The organism is Flavobacterium sp. 9AF (assembly GCF_902506265.1).
Lineage (GTDB): Bacteria > Bacteroidota > Bacteroidia > Flavobacteriales > Flavobacteriaceae > Flavobacterium.
The window spans coordinates 1,744,400-1,769,712 of the sequence record NZ_LR733556.1 but is presented as its reverse complement, the minus strand read 5'-3'; the positions used below and the strand labels follow the sequence as shown (position 1 = coordinate 1,769,712).

Sequence of the window (25,313 nt, the reverse complement as noted above, 5' to 3'; positions counted from 1 at the left end):
AAAATTCAACATGATTGAGCGTTCTTCAATTTTAAGATATTTTTTATGAATTTACAGATAGGTTTATAAAATATAAGTAATATACTAATGAAAAATACACTTCACTTTTTAAAAAATCAATTTGTTTACCAACTGAATAAGGTTTTTTTGGTTGAGCAGCCTATAGAACAACCTTCTTTTAAAGCAGGCTCATCTATTAGTCCATTACATCAGTTAATACAACAATTTGAATTATCGGAAACTGATATTTTAATTTTAGCATTGGCATTAGTTCCACATATTCAACCCAATTTTCTAAGTAGTATAATGGCTGAATATTTACCAAATGGAGGAGAATTGCCAGAATTTGGGGGTATAAAATCAAAAAATCACAGAGGAATTCTTCCCACTGGGGAAACACTACAATTTTTAATTGCTGGAAACGACATAGATGAACGTCTTTCATTTTATAATTATATCCATAATTATTCAGTTTTATTTAAAAACAATATTGTTAAATTAGATGATGTGCCTCATGGAGAACCTAAAATGAGTGGATTGCTTATTTTAGATGAAGAATATGTAGAAATTAGTTTATCGGGTAAAATTTTAAAACCGCAATTGAGTAGTAATTTTCCAGCTAAATTAATAGAAACTGATTTAGAGTGGGAAGATTTAATTCTTAATGCAAATACTTTAAAACAAATAAAAGAAATAGAAACTTGGCTACAATTTAATGATATTTTGTTGCATGATTGGAATATGAAAAGTAAAATTAAACCAGGTTATAGAGTAATGTTTTATGGAGCTCCTGGAACTGGTAAAACACTTACAGCTTCTTTACTTGGTAAATATACTGGAAGAGATGTCTACAGGATAGATTTGTCTATGATTATTTCAAAATATATTGGAGAGACAGAGAAAAATTTATCCGCATTGTTTGATAAAGCCATTAATAAAGATTGGATTTTATTTTTTGATGAAGCAGATGCTATTTTTGGGAAAAGAACCAATGTAAGAGATGCTCATGATAAATATGCTAATCAAGAAGTGTCATACCTTTTACAACGAATAGAAAATCATCCAGGATTAGTTATTTTAGCCTCAAATTTTAAAAGTAATATTGATAGTGCTTTTACAAGGCGTTTTCAATCAATTATAGAATTTGAAATGCCTTTATATAATGAAAGAATACAACTTTGGGAAAACAACTTACCTAAAGGTATAAAAATGTCAAAAGAAGTCTGTATTAAAGAACTATCAAAAAAATATGATATTACAGGAGCAAATATTGTAAATATCATACAATATGCATGTTTGAAAACGATTGAAGAAAAGAATGAAAACATTCAGTTAGAACATTTAATACAAGGAATAAAAAAAGAATATTTAAAAGAAGGGAAAATGATCTAAATCTTAATTTTGTTATAATAAAAAAGCCTAACATTTGTTAGGCTTTTTTTGCTCCCCCTCTTGGGCTCGAACCAAGGACCCTCTGATTAACAGTCAGATGCTCTAACCAGCTGAGCTAAGGAGGAATAACCATATAGGTTATAATATGTTTGCAAAAAAGTTGCTCCCCCTCTTGGGCTCGAACCAAGGACCCTCTGATTAACAGTCAGATGCTCTAACCAACTGAGCTAAGGAGGAAGGTGTTAACCTTTTTTGCGAGTGCAAATATAACGTGAAATTTTATTTACACAAACTATTTTGTAAAAAATATTAGAAAAATTTATCAATTACAAGTTGAATAATGTCTTTTCCAAAGGTTAAAGCCATTAATGTCAGTAAAATAACCATTCCTGCAGTCTGAACATAACCTGCAGCTTTATCGCTTAAAGTTTTACCTGTAATCATTTCTGCAATGGTAAAAAGGGCATGTCCACCATCTAAACCTGGTATTGGTAACAAATTCATAAAGGCTAATCCAATAGAAAATAAAGCAGTAAAATTCCATATAAATTCCCAATTCCAAGTATCAGGTAAGCGTCTAGCAATTCCAATTGGACTTTGCACTTGTTTATACGCTCCTGTTTTTGGTCTAACTATTAATTTTAAACTCTTTACATTATAAATAAGTAGCGCCCAAGATTCTTTAACTGCTTCAGGGAATGCTTGACCTAAACTCATTTTTTGTTCAATTAAAAAATCATCATTGGTGTGTTGTTTTACAAGAAAACCTAATGAACCTTCCTTACTCACATTTGCTTTTAAAGTATCTATTTTTTGATTTCTTAACACAGTTATATTTACGGAGCCATTTTTGTTTTTTCCTAATTCAGTAGCAAATTCGTCAAAATAATTAATTTTCTTATTATTAATAGATAGAATAGAATCGCCTACTTTTAAGCCCGCTTTTTCTGCTAAAGATTTAGGAACAATTGAATCTACTTTGGTTCCAATAGATCTGGCATATACAAAATTTTTACCCTCTTTACTTATTATTTCTCCTATCTGTTCATCACTAAGATTTAAAGTAACTGTTTCCCCATTTCTATTCACTTTGATCTCATTACTAAACAAAACATCCATAGTCATCCTAGTAAAGTTTTCTTGAAACTTTCCATCCACTGAAATAAATTTATCTCCATTTTGAAAACCTACACTTTTTCCAACTTCACCAAATTGAAGTCCATTTCTTTGTAAAACTTCAGTTGAAACATATTTTTTACCAACAGTAGTGTACATTACAGTATAAATTAGCCAAGCCAAAAGAATATTAACAATAATTCCTCCTAACATGATAATTAACCTCTGCCAAGCCGGTTTAGAACGAAATTCCCAAGGTTGAGGTTCTTGTTTCATTTGTTCCGTATCCATGCTTTCGTCAATCATACCGGATAGTTTCACATAGCCACCTAAGGGTAACCAACCAATACCCCATTCTGTCTCACCTATTTTCTTTTTTAATAAGGAAAAACCAGCATCCATAAATAGGTAGAATTTTTCAACTCTAACTTTGAACATTTTAGCTGTAATATAATGACCAAATTCATGAAGAATAACTAATACGGAAAGTATAAATAGAATTTGAGCTACTTGAATCATGCGTTCTTTATTTTGTATTTAAAAGGCAAAAGTAAGGTTTTCACCTTACTTTTTAATATTATTTTTACTAAGGGTTATTTTTTTATAAAATTTTTATGAATTATTCCTTCAGAAGTAGTAATTTTTACAAAATAAACTCCTTTTGATAAATTTTCAATAGAAAAATCTGTAGTGTATTGATTTAAAACAATTTGTCCAAGAGAATTATAAAATGTTACTTCATTAAGAAGAACAGTATTAGGTAATTGAATGCGAAGATTGTAACTTGAGGGATTTGGGTATAGAGTTACCGTTTGTGCAAGTTCAAAATTTTCATTCCCTAATGTAACTGTATTATTGTTAGAAATAATATGTCTGTTTGGATCAAATTCAACACTAGCAATTGAGAAGGGAACAGATACAATGAATTCTTGTCCGTCGCTTAGATGATCAACTATAACGTCATGTGTTTGTCCAAATCCGTCACCAAGTCTTATTTCTAAAGGCATTTCGAAAAAGGAAACACTTGCGTTAGATTGTGTCTGATTTACAGTAATTTTTGCTTGACCCGATCCCCAATTTTGAGCAGTAATACTATAGGAAGGATAACCTTGTCCATATAGCCAATCATTAAAAAATTCATCCAAACTATTACCAAAAACAGCTTCTAAATGAGATTTTAAATCCGTTGTAATGGCATATTTATAAGCTAAATTAGTATCAGCTAAATAATTTCTAATAGCTTGAAAAAAAGCAGTATCTCCCATTTTCCAACGCAACATATGCACTACCATTGCACCTTTGTTATAACTTAATCGACTACTGAAAATACGATTTACATTTAGAGCTTCAGTATCTGTTAAATAAACAGCACCGTTAGGTTGAGAAGTAATTAATGCAATCATGTTACTTTTGTTAGAAACAAAGGCAGCTTGTCCGTCCAAATTTTCAATAACTAGAGCAGCTAAATAGGTTGCAAAACCTTCATTTAACCAAATATCTTTCCAACTGCCACAAGTAATTTTGTCTCCAAACCATTGATGAGCTAATTCATGAGCAATTAAGCCTCTTCCAAAGTTATTCATAAATGAAACAGTAGTGTGTTCCATTCCACCGCCCCAACCAAATTGAGCATGACCGTATTTTTCATTATGAAAAGGATAAGGCTCAAATAAAGTTTCATATAAGTCCATTATAGGTAAGGTTTGCGCTAATTGCGTTTGAGCTGACGCGAAATTTTCAGGATAGATATAATTTACAATTGGGAAGTCATTTGGTGCAGTTCCAGCTATTTGAGTAAAGATTTGATAATTAGTTACAGCAATAGCCACTAAATAAGCAGGAATAGGATAACTATGATGAAAGTGTGTGGTTTTTGTACCATTTCCATTATCATTTGCACTTTGCTCTAAACCGTTAGAAACACTCGTATAAGTGTTAGGAGCAGTGATGTATACATCTATGCTCTCAATTTTATCATTTAAATCTTGTTTACAAGGCCACCAATCTCTGGCTCCAAAAGGTTCGGAAAGGGTGTAAATTACTGGAGTACCATTATGAGTAGTAGCTGTAAAGGCTTGTTCTCCTGTGGCTGGAGCTCCTGAATATGTAATTACAACAGTTCCGCTATTACCCGTTGTAATAGTTGTAGGAAGTGTTATAACAAGTTCGCTATTGTTATTTTGAACGAAACTAAGCGAATTACTATTCATTGTTACGCTACTAACTGTTAACTGATTGGTTAAATCAAAGGTAACGTTACTCATATTGGATAAAGCAGTAAATGAAGTAGTAACTTGGCCTGCAATATGATAAATTGCTGGATCAACAGTAAAGCGCAATTCTTGATAGGTTACATCATAATTTTGGGTATTAGGATTAACCTGTATGTTTTGCAAAGAAGCAGCCGATTTCATTTCGGCTTCAACCATTTTATTAAACTCTTCATTATCATTTTGAGAATAACTAAAAAGAGAAAGAAATGGTAATATAAATAGATATTTTCTCATACTTATTTGATTTGTATTTCTTAATAAAAGATATTTAGTTTTAAGGAAATGCTAAAATATCAATTATTTTATTAAAAATAATAAAAAAAGACTGCATTAAGCAGTCTTTTAAATAACTAAACAAATTTGAGATTCTATTTTTTTACCATCCAGGATTTTGCTGAGCAGCTAATGTTGGATTTGTATTCAACTCAACTTGTGGGATAGGCCATAGGAAACGGTAATCATTTCCAGGAATAGCGCTAACGCCTAAAGCTCCTGTATAAGGTGTGCCAAGAGTAAAGGCAGATGAAGCTGGATTTCCATTTGCTACTTTAGCAGGTATTCCATCAATTGGAAATAAATCATCATTTTGTAATCTGTGAATATCTCCCCATCTTTTCCCTTCCATAAGAAATTCAATTCTTCTTTCTTTTAAAATTGCACCTACTAAATCGGTTGCAGTAGGAAGAGTTGCAGCTGTATATGCTTGAGTTGTTGGATCAGCTAAAGAACGATTTCTTACTAAATTTAAATTCGTTAAGGCATTGGTTAAATCTGGAGTAGATAATCTAGCATAAGCTTCTGCTTTATTCAATAATACTTCAGCATATCGAATAACTGGTGCTGCATCTGTATAGTTTACACCATCTCTATATTTTGCTGTATACTTTCTGCCAGAAAATGTGAAAACCATACCATCTGGATTACCAGTACCGTCAGTAGTTTCATTTCTTCTTTTATCATCTACTAACCAGCTTGGGTCTCTCCAAATAATAGGACTGATACAAACCAATCTTCTTCTATTGTATTGAGAAGCTAGTGCAGCATTTACACCTGGATTATTTGCAGAAGCTTGTAAAATTGAAAAAATTGATTCTGTATTACTGTAATTATTGTCAAAAGGACCATCTGGTTCAGCTGTTAGGGTGTAATCAGTCAATTTATTTGCTTCTAGAATTACATTGTTCCAATCTCTTTTGTGTAAATAGACTCTAGTTTTAAAAGCGATAGCCGCATTTTTACTAGCTTTAGTCAATTCATTTGTGGTGATTAAAGCTTCAGCATCATTTAAATCGGCTATGATTTTATCATAACACTCTGCGACCGTATTTCTAGGTTTAAGTAACTCCGCATCAATTTCTGCTTGTGTGTCAACACCTACTTCTCTATAGGGAATTCCTAAATGGGTTGCTCCCGATGTTGCATTATATGTTTTAGCAAAATGATTTAATAATTCGAAATGTGTAATCGCTCTTAAAAATTTGGATTGTCCAATATAATTATCAGCTACACTTTGAGGAATTATACCTTTTGCTACAGCTCCCGTTACACCTTCAATCATTAGATTACAACGATTGATTAATCGATAACCGTCTATCCAATAATAAATATTATTAGCGGTTGTTGGGTCATAGGTAGCTGTATAAGTCAATTGATAAAAGGTAGCTGTATTTACTACGTCTTCTCCTCTACAATCACCTTGTTGCACAAAAGCAGCTCCCCAAATATATCCTCTTCCTCCATTTGGATCAGTTGAATTGTATTGACCTTTAGCAGCAGCATTGTACACCCCATTCATTGAACTTTCTATAAGCGATGCTGAAGAGAAGGCATCATCTACTGATATATTGTTTATTGGAGAAAGTTCTAAAATGGTTTCTTCACTACAGGAATTTAATCCTAGTAAAAGTACTAAAAAGCTTAATTTTGTTACTATTTTTTTCATTTTTCAATTTTTTTTTAAAGTTTTACATTCACACCCATTGATACTATCTTAGCTCTAGGAGTTCCATTTAAATCGACACCAGCAGTTTCCATTTCGGGATTTAATCCTTTATATTTAGTAATCATTAGCATGTTTTGAGCTTGAATGAAAAATCTGAAATTTTCAACTTTTATTAAATCTGTAACGATTTTAGGTAAACTATAACCAATTGAAATATTGTCTAAACTTATAAAGTCGCCATCTTCTACAAATCTTGATGTCGCCATACTAGTTAAATTCACAAAAGTATTTGAACTTGCCCATAATCTTGGTGTTACACCATCACCAGGGTTATCAATACTTTGCCATCTCCCTAAAATTTCTGTACTATTGTTGTTTAAATTTTGAGTAACTAAATCTCTTCTTGTGGAATTAAATATTTTATTACCACCACTAAATCTAACTAAGAAATTAAAATCTAAATTTTTATACGTTAAATTTGATGAAAAACCTCCAAAATAAGTTGGTAAAGTATTTCCTAAAATAACTCTATCAGTAGTTGCGCTTAATGAAGCATCCTTGCTTAAATCACTTGGATTGTTTGGGTCAAAAACAAAATAAGTGCTTGTAGGGATATTACCTTGCACTAAGGTTCCGTCAGCTTTATAATAAACTGGATTTCCATTAGCTGGATTTACTCCCCAGTATTTTATACCATATAAGGAATTAATTGACTCACCTTCTCTTACAATTGTATTGGTTCCTATAATGTCTGCTCCTCCATTAGGAAGTGAAGTAATCTCATTTTTGATAAATGATATATTGGTGTTGATGTTCCATTTCAATTTATCTTTATTTATTACATTATATTCTAAAGCAAACTCATATCCTTTATTTACTAATGTACCAATGTTTTTCGAAATAGTATTATTTGGCACACCAACTGATGGAGCAGTAGGTACATCTAAAATTAAACCGTCAATATCGTTTTTAAAATAATCAGCAGTAAGTTTTAATTTATTGTTTAAAAAGGCTAAATCTACCCCTAAATCAGTTTTTTTACTTGATTCCCAATTTAATTGATCGTTACCAAATTGAGTAAATGCTATTCCGTTTAATGTTCCATATTGTGAAGCAGAAGTTAAACCAAAGTATGGATAATTTCCTATTGAAGTGTTACCTACTTGAGCATAAGAACCTCTTACTTTAAATTCAGAAATTATATTATTGATAGATTCCATAAAGGATTCTCTAGCAATGTTCCAACCTGCAGAGTAACCTGTAAATGTTGTCCATCTATTAGCTGAAGGTAATTGAGAAAGACCATCTCTTCTTATAGATCCTTGTAAGAAATATTTTTGATCGTAATTATAGTTTAAACGACCGATATATGACATTATTCCATTTTCAGTTACGCTACCTTGTGATTCTTGTGTTCCATATGAACCAGTAACTAAGTTTTGATTGTAGAATTCATCTAAAAGATTTGTTCCAATACCAGCAAAATATTGATTTTTTTGTTTTTGATATTCTGTTACAACTGTAGCTCCAACATTGTGTTTTTCAGCAAAAGTTTTATTGTAATTTAAGATATTTTGCCAATTCCAACGATTTAAATCTGTATTATCGTTTTGTAATCTACCATTTGAACCTCTTCCGTCTCCGTGTACAGGATTCCAATAAAGAAATCCACTAGTAATAGGATTATCTATACTTGCTTGAATTCTTAAATTTAATCCATCAATTAAATTTGCAGATGCAAAGAAATTAGCCATGGTTCTGTTTACTTTAGAGTAGTATCTGTTATAGTCTAATACATAAACTATATTTGTAATATTATCTCCTACAGGGTCTGTATTATCCCATTGACCCACTACACTATTGTCTGATGATAAATTGTATCCAGTTGGGTGATTAGCATCATAAATTGGTGTATTTGGAAGTTGTCTTGTAGCATTGAATATGTTTCCTGAAAGAGAACCTGTACCCACGTTTAAGCCATCATATTCTGTGCGAGTATGAGATAAACCACCTCCCATTGTTAACCAGCTATTTAATTCATGTTCAATGTTAGTTCTCATGGTATATCTAACCATACTATTCGATTTTGCAATACCATCTTGTTCAGAGTAACCTATTGATAAAAAATATTTGGTTTTTTCAGTACCACCATTGAACGATAAACTATGGTCCATTTGCAAAGCTCCTTTGTTTAATACAGCAGCTTGCCAATCAGTATTATATGTATCTCCTACAGCCCATGCAGTTTGCCCTCTGTTTGTTCTTTTTTCGTTAGATATCGAAAGAAAATCAGGAGTTTCCAGTAAATCAAAAGTGTCAACAGGAGACGCAAATCCTATAACATTATTATAGTTTACTTGCATAGTTCCCTTTTTACCTTTTTTTGTAGTAATTAAGATTACTCCATTTGCTGCTCTCGATCCATAGATTGCTGTTGCGGCACCATCTTTTAAAACTTCATAAGATTCAATGTCATTTGGATTGATATCTCCTAAAGCGTTAGTATTTGCATATCCACCTATATCTCCTGTATAAACAGGCATACCGTCTATTACTATTAATGGATAAGTACCAGATGAAATGGAAGCAATACCTCTAATTCTAATCCTTGGAGCTTGTCCAATTATTCCGTTAGTGGTAGTGATTTGAACACCAGAAGCTCTACCTGCTAACTGACCTTCAAAACTTGGAGTCACTAAACCTTGGATAGCATCCCCTTTAATTTGAGATACAGAACCTGTTACTTCACTTTTCTTTTGAGTTCCATAACCTACTACCACAATCGATTCAAGTTCAGCTACATCTTCTTCTAACATTACATTGATCACTGTGCCTGTAACAGCAACTTCTTTATTTTTAAAGCTCACATAAGAGAATACTAATATGTCACCTTCGCTTGCTTTGATAGTATAGCCACCATCAAAATTTGTTGTTGTTCCTTTTTTTGTACCCTTTACAATTACGTTTGCACCGGATAGTGGTCCAATTGCATCTGAAACAGTACCCGTTACGGTTTTTTCTTGTGCAAATGGAGTTTGAAATAGAAACGCTACAATAAGCGTTAAAACCCATTTAAAGTTAAATTTCATAAATTAATAAAGTTAGAATTAGTTATTACAAAGATTAACATTTTTTTTACAAGTTTAACAAAGTTTTAAAAGTTTTTTTTTGGAATAATTTAAAAAAAAACAGTTTTATATTTTTTGTAAGTTTTAAACTACTAATATATTGAAGTAGGTGTAATGATATGGTCTAATTTAACATCATTAATTCCAATATCTTCAATTTTATATTCAGGATCATAAAAAGATAGTCCTATTTTAACAGTTTCTTTGTTGCATTCCATAAAAAAAGAATCATAAAAGCCTTTGCCATATCCAACACGATTTTTTTCTGTATCATATGCCAAAAGAGGTACAAAAATAATTTCAATTTTTTTAGAAGGTACTTCAATGCCATCTACAGGTTCGGGTATATTATAATTGTTTTTTTTAATTTTAGTATTTTCAGTAAGCAAATAATGAGTCATTGTTATTGTATCAAAATTAGACTTTGAAATCACAACTTCTTTGTCTTTACCGGCTAAAATTTGTAGTATATATTCAGTATTTACTTCTTGCAGTTCTACTATTGGTAAAAAAAGGTGATAATAAGTATAATTCCATATATCCAACTTTAACAATTGATTGGCAATTGCCAAACTTTTATCTTCAATTTCTTCTTTAGTTAATTGTTGTCTTAGTTTTTTATATTTAATTCGTAAGTCTTTTTTCTTCATGATAAAGTATTCTTAAATCTTCTATAAAATTAGTTAAATCTTCTATTTCTACATGATCCATAAGAACAATTTTAAACCATTTATTATCATTAGTGTGTTGTTGAGGAACCAAAGAATATTTTTCTGCTAATTCATTTGGTATTGCTTTTGACTTTATAGTAACAATATTCATAAAAGGTTCTCTAAAGTAATCGATTTTCAATTTATCTAATTCGTTACATAAAAATGAAGTTCGCATTTGTAGAATACTTATCTTTTCAAACCAACTAAATGGGCCATAAGTAAATAAAATCATCCACACTGCAACTGCATTGGCTCCTGAACGACTACCACATAAAGTTAAATCCATTCCCTCTACATATTCAGCTTCTTTGGTAAGTACATTTTTAATCAAATTTTTTCTGCAAATAAAAACACCTGTACCATAAGGTGCTTGAAGCATCTTATGAGCATCTATGGTAATAGAGCTAATTTTTGGATTAGTGAAATTTATGAGCGAATTTTCATTACTAAATGGATAAACAAATCCACCATATGCACCATCAATATGTAATTTATAATTGACTTTATATTTTTCTAAAATTTGAATATAATCTTCAGGATTGTCTACTGAACCAAACATTGTAGTTCCAAGGTTTGAAACAACAATAAAATATTTCTTGTTTCTAGATTGAGCTTCTGTTAACAGAATATCTAATTGACTTATAAGTATATTTCTTTTGTTAAAATCCACGGGTATTTTAATCCATTCAATTTGTAGTAAATTGGCTGCTTTTGGAATAGAATAATGAGTGTCTTCCGAAGCGATAATGGCAATTTCATTTAAATTGGCTTGAAAATGATTCATAAAATAATTTCTAAAAATCCATATCGCTTGAATATTTGCTTCCGTTCCACCTGGAGCAATGTAACCATCGAAATTGTCTTCTTCAGATTTAAAAATGTCAACTGCAAGAACATTTAGAACCTCTTTTTCAATTTTTTGAGTACCACTAAAGGCTTTTTCAGAAGTGCCAAATGTGTGACAACCAATATTGTTAGGATTGGCTACATAAGTTTGCAATGTGGGAGCATCTTTTAAAAAGGGAGCATCGTCGTAAAAAACTTTACTATCTAATTTTGATGCTGGATAGCCTAACGAAGCGTCATTTGAAAAGTTTACATTTTCTAATAAAGCTTCTTGAATTCTTGCTTTTAATTGTTCGTGTTTTAATTTTTTCCAGAATTTCATTTACTAATTTGTTTCTGCAAAATAAATTAGACACGATTAAATAAAACATGATATTTGTTATGTTATAATTCTAATTGAGTAGAAATATGAAAAATAGCATCACCTTGATAGACAATAGCAGCATCATTTGCATTAATAATATAGCCACTATTTTGGGCTTTAACTTTATGTTCAACTTTGCCAAAAGGATCTGAAATAGTGGCTAGAGTTTCTCCCTTATTTACATAACTACCTACTTGGATTAAACCAATGAACATGCCCGAATAATGTGCTCTTATCCAGTTGGATTTTTCAATAAATAATGTATTATCTACAGTGAAGTCAGCATCTTTTTTTGGATTTAGCATATCCAGATGAAATAGAAATCTTTTAGCACCATCAAGACCTTCTTGCGTAATTTCTGAATTTAAATCTAAAGATTTTCCTCCTTCAAATAATAACATTTTTACACCTAACTTGGTACAGGCACTTCGAAATGATCCAGAGATGTTTTTGGAGTATAAAGTAAAAGGGGCTTTAAAAACTTTGGCTAATTCTTTCAATTCAGGATTGTGGGGTACAATTCTAATTTGTGGAGCATTAAAGCGACTGGCACCACCAGCATGAAAATCTACAGCATAATCAATAACTGGAATAATTTCTTTAACTAAAAAATGAGCAAATCTGCTGGCTAAAGATCCTGTTTTACTGCCAGGGAAAACCCTATTTAAATCGCGACCATCTGGAAATTGCCTGCTTTGGTTTACAAACCCAAAAATATTGATGATAGGAATACAAATAATGGTTCCACATTTAGGTTTGTTAATTTTACGACGGATAATTTGTCGCACAATTTCTGTTCCATTAATTTCGTCGCCATGTAATCCAGCACTAAATAAAACTACTGGCCCGTCAATTTTTGAACGCTCTATAATAATAGGAATTTTTAGTTTAGTCATGGTATGTAGTTTAGCAATTTCTACTTCAACTATTTTACTTTCACCTGGCAAAATGCGTTCCCCTAATAAATAGATAGCTCTGTCTTTCATCGTTTTGTAATAAGGTGCTAAAAGTAAAAAATCTATTTAAAAATTTATATACTCCTTACTGAATAAATAAAACAAGACAATTTTAGTACCTTTGTTAGGTAGTTATATACTAATTATTTTTTAAAGATATTTTTTTATAAATAATACAAAAATGCAACCTTCACTAGAACTTCAAATACAAACTTTGCCCGATAATCCTGGTGTGTATCAATATTTTGATAAAGAGGATAAGATTTTATATGTTGGTAAAGCTAAAAATTTAAAAAAAAGGGTTTCAAGTTATTTTACAAAAAGCCATGATAATTATAAAACGAGTGTTTTAGTAAGAAAGATTGTTTCTATTAGGCATATTGTAGTGGCTTCAGAATCAGACGCATTGTTGCTAGAAAATAATTTAATAAAAAAATTACAACCAAGATATAATATTCTTTTAAAAGATGATAAAAGTTACCCATGGATTTGTATCAAAAATGAACCTTTCTCTAGAATATTTCCCACAAGACGAATGGTGAAAGATGGATCTGAATATTATGGTCCGTATACCAATTTTAAAATTGTAAATACGATTTTAGATATGATTAAAGAATTGTATCCACTACGTACTTGTACATACGATTTGTCTCCATCAAATATTCAATCGGGTAAATATAAAGTTTGTCTTGAATATCATATTGGAAACTGCAAAGGACCATGTGAAGGTTTAGAAACATTAGAAGCATACCAAAAACAAGTAGAAGCCATTCGTCAAATTCTAAAAGGTAACTTCAAAGACAGTTTGAAGGATTTTAAAAAACAAATGATGCATTTTGCTGAAACTATGCAGTTTGAAGCCGCTCAAAAAATAAAAGAAAAAATTGAGGTTTTAGAAACCTATCAAGCAAAATCCACAGTTTTAAACCCAAAACTTTCCAATATAGATGTTTTTTCAATTGTTTCAGATGAAACAATGGCTTATGTTAATTTTTTGCAAATTTCGCATGGGGCTATTGTGCGATCTCACACTATGGAAATCAAAAAGAAATTAGAAGAGACTGATGAAGAATTATTAGAATTAGCGGTTGTTGAACTAAGAGAGCGTTTTAAATTAAAATCAAAAGAAATTATTTTGCCATTTCCATTGTCATTGGGTGAAAATTTAAAAATCACAGTTCCACAATTAGGTGATAAAAAACAGGTTTTGGATTTGTCTCTTAGAAATGCAAAATATTACCGTATGGATCAATTGAAACAAATAAAAATTGTGGATCCTGATAGACATACCAATAGAATTATGGCTCAGATGCAAAAAGATTTGCGTCTCTCTGTAGAACCAAGGCATATAGAATGCTTTGATAACTCGAATATACAAGGAACAAACCCTGTAGCAGCTTGTGTGGTTTTTAAAGATGGAAAACCAAGTAAAAAAGATTATCGTCACTTTAATATAAAAACGGTTGAAGGTCCAAATGATTTTGCTTCAATGGAAGAAGTTGTATTTAGAAGATATAAAAGATTGATAGATGAAAAAGAATCTTTACCCCAGTTGATTATCATAGATGGAGGGAAAGGACAGTTGTCTTCAGCCTTAAATAGTATAGATGCTTTAGGCTTAAGAGGTAAAATTGCCATTATTGGGATTGCCAAAAGATTAGAAGAATTATATTATCCAGGAGATTCTGTGCCTTTGTATTTAGATAAAAAATCAGAAACCTTAAAAGTGATTCAATATCTCAGAAATGAAGCACACCGTTTTGGAATTACCCACCATCGCGATAAAAGAAGTAAAGCGGCTTTAACAAATAGTTTGGAATCTATTCCAGGAATTGGTGAAAAAACAATGATAACATTAATGAAACATTTCAAAAGTGTTAAAAGATTGCAAAATGCTTCTGAAAAAGAAATTTCAGAGGTAGTAGGACTTTCAAAAGCCAAAAAAATTACCGACTTTTACAAGACCATTCCTCATTAATTCAATTATGAAAAAACTGTTGTTGTTATTTATTTTTCTTTGGGTTGCTTTTGCGAGTTACGGACAAGATTCGTTAGTACAAAACAAACCTAAAATTGGATTAGTACTTAGTGGAGGTGGAGCAAAAGGATTGGCACATATAGGGGTTTTAAAAGTGATTGATTCTTTAGGAATTAAAATAGACTGTGTAGCGGGTACTAGCATGGGAGCAATAATAGGAGGGTTGTATGCTTCGGGATATTCTGGTAAAGAATTAGACTCTTTATTTAAAGAGATAGATACAGATGCACTTTTACAAGATTATACGCCTAGAGAATCAAAAACGTTTTATGAGAAACGAAATGATGAAATTTATGCGTTTTCATTACCTTTTAATAAATTCAAAGTAGAATTACCTAAGGCACTTTCAAAAGGTTTGTACAATTACCATTTAATGTCTAAACTTACAAAACATGTGGATCATATTAACGATTTTGAAAAGTTACCTATTCCTTTTTTATGTATCGCAACAAATGTAGAAACAGGTGAAGAAGTAATTTTAAAGAAAGGGACTTTACCTAAAGCCTTATTAGCAAGTGGTGCTATACCTACATTATATAATCCTATAGAAATAGATGGAAAAATGCTAATTGATGGCGGTGTTGTCAATAATTATCCAGTAGAAGAATTGTTAAAAAGAGGAGCTAATATTATAATTGGAGTAGATGTTCAGGATGGGTTAAAAAAATTGAATGATATAAAAGGTGCAACAGGAATTTTGTCTCAAGTGACAAATTATTCTATGATTGAAAAAATGTCAAAAAAAATCGAGCTTACAACTATTTATATAAAACCAAATATAAAAGGATATACAGTGGTTTCTTTTGAAAAAGGAAATGAAATAGTTATAAAAGGAGAAGAAGAGGCAAAAAAACATTTAAATGAACTAGAGCCTTTAAAAGGAAATTATATTCGACCTCACATACAAAAAAAAGGAGTAGATTCAATCTATATTACTGATTTACAAATCAATAATTTAGATAAGTTTACTAGAGCTTACATAGTAGGGAAATTAAAATTTAATTCAAATTCTAAAGTAGAATATAGTGCGGTTGAAAAAGGAATTAATAATTTAAATGCTACCCAAAATTTTGAATCTATTTTTTATTATTTTCAAAAAAACAATGTGGGTGAACGATTAGTAATTGATTTAACAGAAAGTAAAAAAAATACTTTTTTAAAATTAGGATTACATTATGATGATTTATTAAAAAGCGCTCTATTGCTCAACGTGACTAAGAAAAATTTAATTGCTAAAAATGATGTGTTTTCCTTAGACGTTGGCCTTGGAGATAACTTTAGATATAATTTAAATTATTATGTAGATAATGGTTTTTACATTAGTTATGGATTTAATTCAAAATATATCGTTCTAAATAGAAATTTAAAAAATGATTTTTCTGGAAATTTGTTATTACAAAATAGCGGACTATCATCCTTAAATATCGATTTTTCCGATTTTTCAAATCAGGCATACATTCAAACTATCTTTGCACAAAAATTTTCTATAGGAGCAGGAGTAGAATTAAAACATTTAAAAATTAAATCAGCAACTATTTTAAATAATGAAGATCCTATAATAGATAATAGTGATTATTTTTCATTAGTAGGTTATTTAAAATATGATTCCTTTGATAATAAATATTTCCCTAAAAAAGGGTGGTATTTTACAGGAGATTTAAAACCTGTGTTGTATTCTTCAGATAGAGCAAATAATTTTGAACGATTTACTATAGCTAAGGCAGATGGAGCTATCGCTTTTACATTATGTAAAAGATTTACTTTTAAATTGCAATCTGAAGGCGGTTTTTCAATAGGAGAAAACAGAGTTCCTTATTTAGATTTTGCATTAGGAGGTTATGGTTTTACTCAAATTAATAACTTAAGGCCTTTTTTAGGATATGATTTTGTTGCATTAAGTGGAAATAGTTACGTTAAAGGAAGCCTTGTTCTTGATTATGAGATTTTTCGTAAAAACCATTTTAATTTTACAGCTAATTATGCTAATATTGGTAATAATATTTTTGACGACGGAACTTGGATAAAAAAACCAATGTATAGTGGTTATGGATTGGGTTACGGATTAGAATCATTAATAGGTCCAATAGAAATAAAACATTCTTGGTCTCCTGAAACAAAAGATCATTATACATGGTTTAGTATAGGTTTTACATTTTGATTTTTTTTCCGATATTTGTAATGATGAAAAAATGGGACAACTTATTAATCCTTTTAAAATTCCTCATCAAGAGAAGTCCTGAGTGAGGTATATTAATGTGCCAATTTGTCAATGATCCTTATAGTGATAATTGACCCGTTAACAATTTGTTGAATTAACACATTAAAAAAATGCCAATATATCATAAACTCGGAAATATTCCATCTAAAAGACATGTTCAGTTTCGTAAAGAAAATGGCGATTTATATTATGAACAGTTATTTGGAACTATAGGGTTTGACGGAATGTCAACCAATATGTATCATGAACACAGACCTACACAAGTAAAGGAAATTAAAAAACAATATAGTGTAGCGCCTAAAATTGCAAAAGAAAATAATATTCAATCTTATCGATTAAGAGGGTTTCAAGTAGCTCCACAAGACGATTATCTTGAAAGTAGAAAAATTGTTTTGACTAATTCTGATTGCCATATTGTTTTAGCTGCTCCAAAAAAATCAACCACCTCTTATTTTTATAAAAATACCGATTCAGACGAAGTGATTTTTATTCATAAGGGAACAGGGAAATTAAGAACTATGTTAGGAAATTTAGATTTCAAATATGGTGATTATTTAGTTGTGCCAAGAGGAATGATTTATAAAATCGATTTTGACACAGAAGATAACCGATTATTTATAGTTGAATCTAGAAGACCAGTTTATACCCCTAAAAGATACAGAAACTGGTTTGGACAATTATTAGAACACGCTCCTTTTTGTGAACGAGATATTCGTAGACCTGAAGAACTTGAAACACATAATGAATCTGGAGATTTTGTTATAAAAGTTAAAAAGAGAGACGAAATCTTCGATATGGTTTATGCAACTCATCCTTTTGACGTAATAGGTTATGACGGTTATAATTACCCTTATGCCTTTTCAATACATGATTTTGAACCCATAACTGGACGCATTCATCAACCACCACCAGTGCATCAAACTTTTGAAACCGATGCTTTTGTAATTTGTTCTTTTGTTCCTAGGCTTTATGATTATCATCCTTTAGCTATTCCAGCACCTTATAATCACAGTAATATAGATAGTGATGAAGTATTATATTATGTTGATGGAGATTTCATGAGTAGAAATGATATCGAGGCGGGACATATTTCTTTACATCCAGCTGGAATTCCTCATGGTCCACATCCAGGTGCTACAGAGAGAAGTATTGGTAAAACGGAAACACAAGAACTAGCTGTAATGGTTGATACCTTTAAACCCTTAATGGTTACAGAAGAGGCTATGCTCATTGCAGATGAAAAATATTATCAGTCTTGGTTAGAAAATAAATAATGAATTACAATAAATTACCTGCAGATCCTACAGCATTAATTTTAGGAATTGTATCTTTAGTATTAGGTTTTTTAGGTTGTTGTTGTTATGGTATTTTTGCTTTTATACCAGTTATATTAAGCATAATAGGTTTAGTAATGGCAAATAAAAGTTTAAAAGAATATTACCAAAATCAAGAAGCCTTCTCTATACAGAGTAAAAACAATGTTGATATAGCAAAAATCCTAAATATAATTTCAATTATTATTAATGCAATTATCTTTCTGTTTGTTATAGTAGTATTTGCTATATATGGCACATTAGTAGGTAAAGAAATTTTTAAAGAGTATGAAAAAAGAAACTCTTTTGATGATATTGAATATCAAAGCGATACAATTGAAGAGGAGTTAGATACTATTTATGAATATGAAGAAGAGAAAAATTATATAATTGACACAACACAAATAAAATAGAAATATCATGTCACAAGAAATAAAATCAGTAAACTACGGTTTAGAAAAAATATTTGAAGGAGCACAAGATTTCCTTCCGTTACTAGGAACAGATTATGTTGAATTTTATGTTGGAAATGCTAAGCAAGCTGCTCATTTTTATAAAACAGCTTTTGGTTTTCAATCTTTAGCCTATGCTGGCTTGGAGACAGGAGTAAAAGATCGTGCTTCTTATGTGTTAAAACAAGATAAAATACGGTTGGTATTAACTACAGCATTAAACAGTAATTCTCCAATAGGTGAACATGTCAAAAAACATGGAGATGGCGTAAAAGTTATTGCACTTTGGGTTGAAGATGCTCGTAAATCTTATGAAGAGACAACAAAGCGAGGTGCTAAATCATATTTTGAACCTACAGTTGATAAAGATGAACACGGTGAGGTGGTTCGAGCTGGTATTTATGGTGCTTACGGTGAAACTGTTTTTATTTTTGTGGAACGTAAAAACTATAATGGAATTTTCATGCCAGGTTATAGTGAATGGAAATCGGATTACAATCCTGAAGCAGTAGGATTAAAATATATTGACCATATGGTGGGTAATACCGGCTGGAATAGAATGAATGAAGCTGTTAAATGGTTTGAAGATGTAATGGGGTTTGTAAATTTCCTTTCTTTTGACGATAAGCAAATAACTACTGAATATTCTGCATTGATGTCAAAAGTAATGAGTAATGGGAATGGAAGGATAAAATTCCCAATCAATGAACCTGCAAATGGTAAAAAACGCTCTCAAATAGAAGAGTATTTAGATTTTTATGAAGATGAAGGAGTACAACATATAGCTGTTGCTACAGATGATATTATCAAAACGGTAAGTGACATGCGTTCTAGAGGTGTGGAATTTTTGAGTACACCACCACAGGCCTATTACGATGCTATTCCTGAAAGATTAAAAGATCATATGTCGAAATTTAAAGAAGATATCAATGAATTACAAAAATTAGGAATTATGATTGATGCGGATGAAGAAGGTTATTTATTGCAAATTTTTACAAAACCTGTAGAAGACAGACCTACCTTATTTTTTGAAATTATACAAAGAATGGGAGCAAAAGGGTTTGGAGCGGGTAATTTTAAAGCACTATTTGAATCTATCGAAAGAGAGCAGGCATTGCGAGGTACGTTATAAAATGCTAAAATAATTTAATATTATTAAAAAATAGTATTAAATATTAAAAATAATTCTGTTAAAAGAGTTAAAGTTAAAGTTTTAGTAAATTATCCTCAAAAAACTATATACATTTGCACTCGCAAAAAAGGAAATAAATTTTATGTCCAATTTTGCTAGTAAGTTTTCATAATTTATAGTTTTTGGTTGGTTAATAGCATAAAAACTCAGTCATTAATTTTGACTGGGTTTTTTTGTTTCTTATTTTTGGAACAGAAATTGCACTCTTTTTTAAAAAATAAAATTATGAAAAAAATAATTCTACTCCTTTTGGTTTTTATTTCTACCAATTCATTTATTCAAAAAGAAGATGCATTTACCACTGGAGAATGGTTTAAACTTAGAATTCACTATGGGTTAGTAAATGCAGGGTATGCAACTTTAGAAATTAAAGAAGCTACTCGCAACAATCAAAAAGTACATCACGTGCTAGGGAAAGGATGGACAACAGGTATGACCAAGTTGTTTTTTGAAGTAAAAGATGATTATCAAAGTTTTTTTGATAAAGAAACAGGTAAACCCTATCAATTTCTAAGAAAAATTGATGAAGGGGGCTATACCAAATATCAAGAAGGATTTTTTGATCAAAATAATAATACTGTAAAAGTTAAAGATTATGAAAAAGATACCGAAAATACCTTTTCTGTACCTGAAAATGTACAAGATATTGTATCTTCATTCTATTATTTGAGAAATCACCCTAAAATTGATTTACTTAAAGAAGGAGAATCTATTGCTATAGATATGTTTTTTGATAATGAAACTACAAAGTTTAAGTTAAAATATATTGGTAAAGAAGATATAAAAACTAAATTTGGCAAAATTTCTTGTAAAGTTTTCAGACCATATGTGCAAGCGGGTAGAGTTTTTAAGGAAGAAGAAAGTTTAACTGTCTGGATTTCAGACGATGACAATAAAATCCCTGTTCGAATTAAAGCTAGCCTCGCTGTTGGCTCATTAAAGGCTGATTTAGATGCTTTTAAAGGATTGAAGCACTCTTTTAAAGTAAAAATAGACTAATGGAAGTAACACCAGAAATGATTCATCAATTAGAGAAAATTGATGAAAAATATAAAAAAATTAACCAAAATACAGAAACTCACTTAGAAGGCCTTTTATGGTCTAAGCCCATAACTTATTGGGATTATATACAAACTGATGCGCTTTTAAATTTACAGATTCAAAGAACCACTTTACCGGATGAAATGGTTTTTATCATGTATCATCAGGTAAATGAATTATTGTTTAAAATGATTTTATGGGAAATTAAGCAACTTTCCTATACAGAAAATCCTAAAACAGACTATTTTACTGATAAATTAGGTAGAATTAGCCGTTATTTTGATATGTTAACCACTTCTTTTACCATCATGACCGATGGAATGGAACCTGAACAATATCTAAAATTTAGAAATACCTTAACACCTGCTAGCGGTTTTCAAAGTGCGCAGTATAGACTGATAGAATTTGCTACTACCGATTTGATAAATTTAATTGATTTCCGTTTTAGAGCAACTATTGATAGGAATACACCTTATGAACATGCTTTTGAGCATTTATATTGGCAAGCTGCGGGAAAAGATTATGCAACGGGCGAAAAAACCTATCTTATAAAAGAATTCGAAAGAAAATATAAAAAGGTTTTTCTAGATTTTATGGAAGAATACAATACTATAAATCTTTGGAGAAAGTACAAGCAATTGCCTCAAAAAGATCAAGAAAATAGTGCTTTAATTGAAGCGATGCGCCATCTTGATAAAACTATAAATATTACTTGGGTAATGGGACATTTTAATGCAGCAAAAAAATATATTGAAAGTGTACCAGGGAATCACGAAGCAACAGGCGGAAGTGATTGGAAAAAATATATGTTACCAAAATATCAAAAAAGAATTTTCTTTCCAGAACTATGGACTAAAGAAGAAATAGCATCTTGGGGTGAAAATGTGTAAAATTTTTAAAACAATTATATTGAGATACTTAGCATTATTACTACTGTTTACCATCATCATTTCTTGTAATGATAAAAAAGAAAAAAAAGAACCCATAAAAACTATTGAAAAAAAAGAACCCATAATTAAAGAATTTGGATTCATTTTTAACAATTACAAGGTTATTAAAGATACTATAAAATCAGGAGATAATTTAGGGTTAATTTTCGATAAATATAAATTACCAGATAGTTTAAAAACTTTTGAAGTAATAGAAAAGGTTAGAGATTCATTTAATCCTAGAATGATAAAAATTGGTAAGCCGTATTTTCTTTTTTTAAACAAAGAACAACCAAATGAACTTCAAGCATTAGTATATGTTAAAAACGCGATCGAATTTGCTGTAATTGATTTTAGAGATTCTGTTCATGTAAGTAATAAAAGAAAAGCTACTTCATTAAAAAAGAGAACTATTGCTGCTGAAATCGAAGGTTCTTTTTCCGAAACTTTAGCTAATGCTGGTGCCAGCCCTGCTTTAGCTTCACGGTTAGCTAAAGTATATGAATATTCTATCGACTTTTTTAAAATCCAAAAAGGAGATAAATTTTGTGTTACAGTTTATGAACGTTTTATTGAAGATTCAATCTATGCAGGAGTTGAAAAAGTCGAATCTACTTATTTTAAACATAAAGGTAAAGATTTTTATGCTTTTCCTTATAAATTAGAAGAGAATCAAAAGGTTGCCGATTATTACGATGAAAATGGAAATGGATTAAAAAGTATGTTTTTAAAAGCACCTTTAGATTATTTTAGAATATCTTCTCGTTTTTCTGGAAGACGTTTTCATCCGGTTCAAAAAAGATGGAAAGCGCATAACGGGACAGATTATGCAGCGGCAACAGGAACACCTATCAAAACTACTGCATCTGGAGTAGTTGAAAAGGCAGGTTATACATCTGGAAATGGAAATTATGTAAAAGTAAGACATAATGGTACTTATTCTACCCAATATCTCCATATGTCTAAAATTTTAGTTAAAAAAGGACAATATGTTACGCAAGGACAAGTTATAGGAAAGGTTGGAAGTACTGGATTAGCAACAGGTCCTCATGTGTGTTATCGTTTTTGGAAAAATGGTGTGCAAGTAGATCCTTTACGATTACAATTGCCAAATTCTGAACCCATGAAAAAAGAAGCTAAAGAGCAATATTTAAAATATATTGAACCTTTAAAAAAAGAATTAGATAGTGTAATGACTAATAAATTTAAAGAATAATGATTTTAGAATCTATTAACCCTTCTGGGACAGTTGCTTGGCAAAAATTAAGAAACCATTTTGAACAAATGGAATTTATTTCAATCAAAGAAATGTTTGCTGGAGATTCAAAAAGAGCGGAGAAATTTAATATTGAATGGCAAGATTTTCTTGTCGATTTTTCAAAGAATAAAATTACTGAGGAAACGATTAATTTATTGGTTGAATTAGCAAATGAAGTAGGATTAAAAAATGCTATTGAAGCCTATTTTTCTGGAGAGACTATCAATAAGACTGAAAACAGGGCTGTACTTCATACGGCATTAAGAGCTAAAGAAAATGAGGTAATTCTAGTAGATGGTGAGAATGTAATTCCTGAAATTTATAAAGTAAAAAGTGATATTGAAAAGTTTTCTAACCAAATAATTAATGGTGAGAGAAAAGGATTTACAAATAAGACTTTTACAGATGTTGTAAATATTGGTATAGGAGGCTCAGATTTAGGTCCAGCTATGATAGTTGAAGCTTTACAGTTTTACAAAAATCATCTGAATGTCCATTTTGTTTCCAATGTTGATGGTGATCATGTTAATGAGGTAATTAAGAAACTAAATCCAGAAACAACTCTTTTTGTTATTGTTTCTAAAACATTTACCACTCAAGAAACACTTTCTAATGCGGAAACAATTCGCTCTTGGTTTTTAAAACATGCAAAACAAGAAGATGTTGCAAAGCATTTTGTTGCTGTTTCTACTAATATTAAAAATGTCACACAATTTGGAATAGCCGAAGAAAATATTTTCCCCATGTGGGACTGGGTTGGAGGGCGTTTTTCATTATGGAGTGCGGTAGGCTTAAGTATTAGTTTAGCCGTAGGATTTGATAATTTTAATAAATTATTAAAAGGAGCAAATGAAATGGATGTTCATTTTAAAGAGAGTTCTTTTGAAAAAAATATTCCTGTTGTATTAGCTTTATTAAGTATTTGGTATAATAATTTTTTCGGAGCTGAAACGGAAGCCTTAATTCCATATACTCAATATTTACAAAAGTTAGCTCCTTATCTGCAACAAGGTATCATGGAAAGCAACGGAAAAAGTGTAGCTCGCGATGGAAATCCAGTAAATTATCAAACAGGTACAATCATTTGGGGTGAACCGGGGACAAATTCTCAACACGCATTTTTTCAGTTGATTCATCAAGGAACGAAATTAATTCCTACAGATTTTATAGGATTTAGAAAATCCTTACACGGAAATAAAGAGCATCATGATAAACTAATGTCTAATTTCTTTGCTCAAACAGAAGCTTTATTAATGGGTAAAAATGAAAATCAAGTAAAAGCGGAATTTGAAAAAGCTGGAATTACAGGTGAAAAGGCATCTTTTTTATTACCTTTTAAAGTGTTTGATGGGGATAAACCAACGAATACCTTATTAATTGAAAAGTTAACTCCAGAAGCATTAGGTTCTTTAATTGCACTTTACGAACACAAAATATTTGTTCAAGGTGTAATTTGGAATATATTTAGTTATGACCAATGGGGTGTAGAACTTGGTAAACAATTGGCAAATTCAATTTTATCTGAAATAAATTCTGGAGAAATTAAAACGCATGATAGTTCCACAAGTTTTTTATTAAGAAAATATATGCTTTAAATGTGTTAAAATACTGTTTTTATAGAAAAGTCAATTGCATTTTTAGTAATTGACTTTTGTTTTTTACCAACTTTATTAACTTTTAAATTGAAGTCAAAAAACGCTTAATATGTTATTGAAATTTAATTGTATTTGATAAACATCCAAAATCTTATAATATTATGGAAAATGCTGTAGGTTGTAAAAAAATAGAAATAGAGAGTTATTTGTCAATGATAGAAAATAATCCTGTCATAGCTGAAAAATTAAAACAATTAGGTTTGGAAAATGTAGAAGATAGATTAGCAGTTCCACTTAATTATTATGATTTATTAACAGATGAAGATAAAAAAGTCTTAGCGAGAGAAATGAAAAAATTTATATATAAAAAACCAATTGAAGGGTTGTTTTATAAATTAAATAACACTCCAAATTCTGTAAAAATGTGTACCACAGATATTATCTGTGATTTTTGTTATAAAGGTTTAATAGAAAGACGTACATATTATAAAAAGAAATGATTTTAATTGAAATACAAATAATAATTTTAGAATGAATTGATTTGCAT

General features: G+C 30.4%; 18 protein-coding genes and 2 tRNA genes. 11 read left to right on the top strand and 9 right to left on the bottom strand.

From position 1 onward, the window contains the following. Positions 1–87 precede the first annotated feature (87 nt). Positions 88–1,392: an ATP-binding protein gene (locus tag HALO113_RS08155; protein ID WP_159778555.1), complete on the top strand. Its 1,305-nt coding sequence runs from the start codon at positions 88–90 to the stop codon at positions 1,390–1,392. Between the two features lie 51 nt (positions 1,393–1,443). On the opposite strand, the gene HALO113_RS08150 is transcribed toward HALO113_RS08155, so the two are convergent. From HALO113_RS08150 to HALO113_RS08110, 9 genes are all read right to left on the bottom strand, one after another. Continuing rightward, positions 1,444–1,517, bottom strand: a tRNA-Asn gene (locus tag HALO113_RS08150). A gap of 38 nt (positions 1,518–1,555) precedes the next feature. Next, positions 1,556–1,629: transfer RNA gene (locus tag HALO113_RS08145), tRNA-Asn, on the bottom strand. Between the two features lie 72 nt (positions 1,630–1,701). Next, on the bottom strand, positions 1,702–3,027 hold the full coding sequence (gene rseP, locus HALO113_RS08140) for an RIP metalloprotease RseP (RefSeq protein ID WP_159778554.1): 1,326 nt from the start codon (positions 3,025–3,027) through the stop codon (positions 1,702–1,704). A gap of 74 nt (positions 3,028–3,101) precedes the next feature. Next, positions 3,102–5,015: a M1 family aminopeptidase gene (locus HALO113_RS08135; protein ID WP_159778553.1), complete on the bottom strand. Its 1,914-nt coding sequence runs from the start codon at positions 5,013–5,015 to the stop codon at positions 3,102–3,104. A 142-nt stretch (positions 5,016–5,157) separates the two neighbouring features. Continuing rightward, on the bottom strand, positions 5,158–6,723 hold the full coding sequence (locus HALO113_RS08130; protein ID WP_159778552.1) for a RagB/SusD family nutrient uptake outer membrane protein: 1,566 nt from the start codon (positions 6,721–6,723) through the stop codon (positions 5,158–5,160). A 14-nt stretch (positions 6,724–6,737) separates the two neighbouring features. Then, on the bottom strand, positions 6,738–9,812 hold the full coding sequence (locus HALO113_RS08125; protein ID WP_159778551.1) for a TonB-dependent receptor: 3,075 nt from the start codon (positions 9,810–9,812) through the stop codon (positions 6,738–6,740). 131 nt (positions 9,813–9,943) lie between these two features. After that, the gene (locus tag HALO113_RS08120; RefSeq protein WP_159778550.1) at positions 9,944–10,501 is read right to left on the bottom strand and encodes a 5-formyltetrahydrofolate cyclo-ligase; all 558 of its coding nucleotides are present in this window, start codon (positions 10,499–10,501) and stop codon (positions 9,944–9,946) included. Beyond that, complete coding sequence (locus HALO113_RS08115; protein ID WP_159778549.1) at positions 10,476–11,732, bottom strand: aminotransferase class I/II-fold pyridoxal phosphate-dependent enzyme; 1,257 nt, start codon at positions 11,730–11,732, stop codon at positions 10,476–10,478. The genes HALO113_RS08120 and HALO113_RS08115 overlap by 26 nt, the downstream gene beginning before the upstream one ends. A 62-nt stretch (positions 11,733–11,794) precedes the next feature. Next, complete coding sequence (locus tag HALO113_RS08110; RefSeq protein ID WP_159778548.1) at positions 11,795–12,760, bottom strand: succinylglutamate desuccinylase/aspartoacylase family protein; 966 nt, start codon at positions 12,758–12,760, stop codon at positions 11,795–11,797. Between the two features lie 151 nt (positions 12,761–12,911). Between HALO113_RS08110 and uvrC the strand changes: the two genes are divergently transcribed. From uvrC to HALO113_RS08060, 10 genes are all read left to right on the top strand, one after another. After that, complete coding sequence (gene uvrC, locus HALO113_RS08105) at positions 12,912–14,708, top strand: excinuclease ABC subunit UvrC (protein ID WP_159778547.1); 1,797 nt, start codon at positions 12,912–12,914, stop codon at positions 14,706–14,708. A 7-nt stretch (positions 14,709–14,715) separates the two neighbouring features. Then, positions 14,716–16,926 (top strand): patatin-like phospholipase family protein, encoded by a 2,211-nt coding sequence (locus HALO113_RS08100; protein ID WP_159778546.1) that lies wholly within the window; start codon positions 14,716–14,718, stop codon positions 16,924–16,926. Between the two features lie 170 nt (positions 16,927–17,096). Continuing rightward, positions 17,097–18,260: a homogentisate 1,2-dioxygenase gene (locus tag HALO113_RS08095; protein WP_159778545.1), complete on the top strand. Its 1,164-nt coding sequence runs from the start codon at positions 17,097–17,099 to the stop codon at positions 18,258–18,260. Next, the gene (locus tag HALO113_RS08090) at positions 18,260–18,712 is read left to right on the top strand and encodes a CCC motif membrane protein (protein WP_201297587.1); all 453 of its coding nucleotides are present in this window, start codon (positions 18,260–18,262) and stop codon (positions 18,710–18,712) included. The genes HALO113_RS08095 and HALO113_RS08090 overlap by 1 nt, the downstream gene beginning before the upstream one ends. A 7-nt stretch (positions 18,713–18,719) precedes the next feature. After that, on the top strand, positions 18,720–19,883 hold the full coding sequence (gene hppD / locus HALO113_RS08085) for a 4-hydroxyphenylpyruvate dioxygenase (protein ID WP_159778544.1): 1,164 nt from the start codon (positions 18,720–18,722) through the stop codon (positions 19,881–19,883). Between the two features lie 285 nt (positions 19,884–20,168). After that, entirely contained in the window at positions 20,169–20,942 is a 774-nt protein-coding gene (locus tag HALO113_RS08080) for a DUF3108 domain-containing protein (RefSeq protein WP_159778543.1), read from the top strand. Further along, the gene (locus tag HALO113_RS08075; protein ID WP_159778542.1) at positions 20,942–21,874 is read left to right on the top strand and encodes a tryptophan 2,3-dioxygenase family protein; all 933 of its coding nucleotides are present in this window, start codon (positions 20,942–20,944) and stop codon (positions 21,872–21,874) included. Before HALO113_RS08080 ends, HALO113_RS08075 begins: the two co-directional genes overlap by 1 nt. Before the next feature lie 16 nt (positions 21,875–21,890). Then, positions 21,891–23,129, top strand: a complete 1,239-nt coding sequence (locus HALO113_RS08070; protein ID WP_201297630.1) for a peptidoglycan DD-metalloendopeptidase family protein — start codon at positions 21,891–21,893, stop codon at positions 23,127–23,129. Then, complete coding sequence (pgi, locus tag HALO113_RS08065) at positions 23,129–24,766, top strand: glucose-6-phosphate isomerase (protein ID WP_159778540.1); 1,638 nt, start codon at positions 23,129–23,131, stop codon at positions 24,764–24,766. The genes HALO113_RS08070 and pgi overlap by 1 nt, the downstream gene beginning before the upstream one ends. 161 nt (positions 24,767–24,927) lie before the next feature. Next, positions 24,928–25,266 (top strand): hypothetical protein, encoded by a 339-nt coding sequence (locus HALO113_RS08060; protein ID WP_159778539.1) that lies wholly within the window; start codon positions 24,928–24,930, stop codon positions 25,264–25,266. Positions 25,267–25,313 lie beyond the last annotated feature (47 nt).

What these genes read in the sequence shown, in the direction of transcription:
- HALO113_RS08075 (WP_159778542.1), top strand. Translation starts at nt 20,942, where the DNA reads ATGGAAGTAACACCAGAAATGATTCATCAATTAGAGAAAATTGATGAA.
- rseP (WP_159778554.1), bottom strand. Translation starts at nt 3,027, where the DNA reads ATGATTCAAGTAGCTCAAATTCTATTTATACTTTCCGTATTAGTTATT.
- HALO113_RS08115 (WP_159778549.1), bottom strand. Translation starts at nt 11,732, where the DNA reads ATGAAATTCTGGAAAAAATTAAAACACGAACAATTAAAAGCAAGAATT.
- pgi (WP_159778540.1), top strand. Translation starts at nt 23,129, where the DNA reads ATGATTTTAGAATCTATTAACCCTTCTGGGACAGTTGCTTGGCAAAAA.
- HALO113_RS08120 (WP_159778550.1), bottom strand. Translation starts at nt 10,501, where the DNA reads ATGAAGAAAAAAGACTTACGAATTAAATATAAAAAACTAAGACAACAA.
- HALO113_RS08080 (WP_159778543.1), top strand. Translation starts at nt 20,169, where the DNA reads ATGAAAAAAATAATTCTACTCCTTTTGGTTTTTATTTCTACCAATTCA.
- HALO113_RS08100 (WP_159778546.1), top strand. Translation starts at nt 14,716, where the DNA reads ATGAAAAAACTGTTGTTGTTATTTATTTTTCTTTGGGTTGCTTTTGCG.
- HALO113_RS08110 (WP_159778548.1), bottom strand. Translation starts at nt 12,760, where the DNA reads ATGAAAGACAGAGCTATCTATTTATTAGGGGAACGCATTTTGCCAGGT.
- HALO113_RS08155 (WP_159778555.1), top strand. Translation starts at nt 88, where the DNA reads ATGAAAAATACACTTCACTTTTTAAAAAATCAATTTGTTTACCAACTG.
- hppD (WP_159778544.1), top strand. Translation starts at nt 18,720, where the DNA reads ATGTCACAAGAAATAAAATCAGTAAACTACGGTTTAGAAAAAATATTT.
- HALO113_RS08095 (WP_159778545.1), top strand. Translation starts at nt 17,097, where the DNA reads ATGCCAATATATCATAAACTCGGAAATATTCCATCTAAAAGACATGTT.
- uvrC (WP_159778547.1), top strand. Translation starts at nt 12,912, where the DNA reads ATGCAACCTTCACTAGAACTTCAAATACAAACTTTGCCCGATAATCCT.
- HALO113_RS08090 (WP_201297587.1), top strand. Translation starts at nt 18,260, where the DNA reads ATGAATTACAATAAATTACCTGCAGATCCTACAGCATTAATTTTAGGA.
- HALO113_RS08060 (WP_159778539.1), top strand. Translation starts at nt 24,928, where the DNA reads ATGGAAAATGCTGTAGGTTGTAAAAAAATAGAAATAGAGAGTTATTTG.
- HALO113_RS08135 (WP_159778553.1), bottom strand. Translation starts at nt 5,015, where the DNA reads ATGAGAAAATATCTATTTATATTACCATTTCTTTCTCTTTTTAGTTAT.
- HALO113_RS08130 (WP_159778552.1), bottom strand. Translation starts at nt 6,723, where the DNA reads ATGAAAAAAATAGTAACAAAATTAAGCTTTTTAGTACTTTTACTAGGA.
- HALO113_RS08125 (WP_159778551.1), bottom strand. Translation starts at nt 9,812, where the DNA reads ATGAAATTTAACTTTAAATGGGTTTTAACGCTTATTGTAGCGTTTCTA.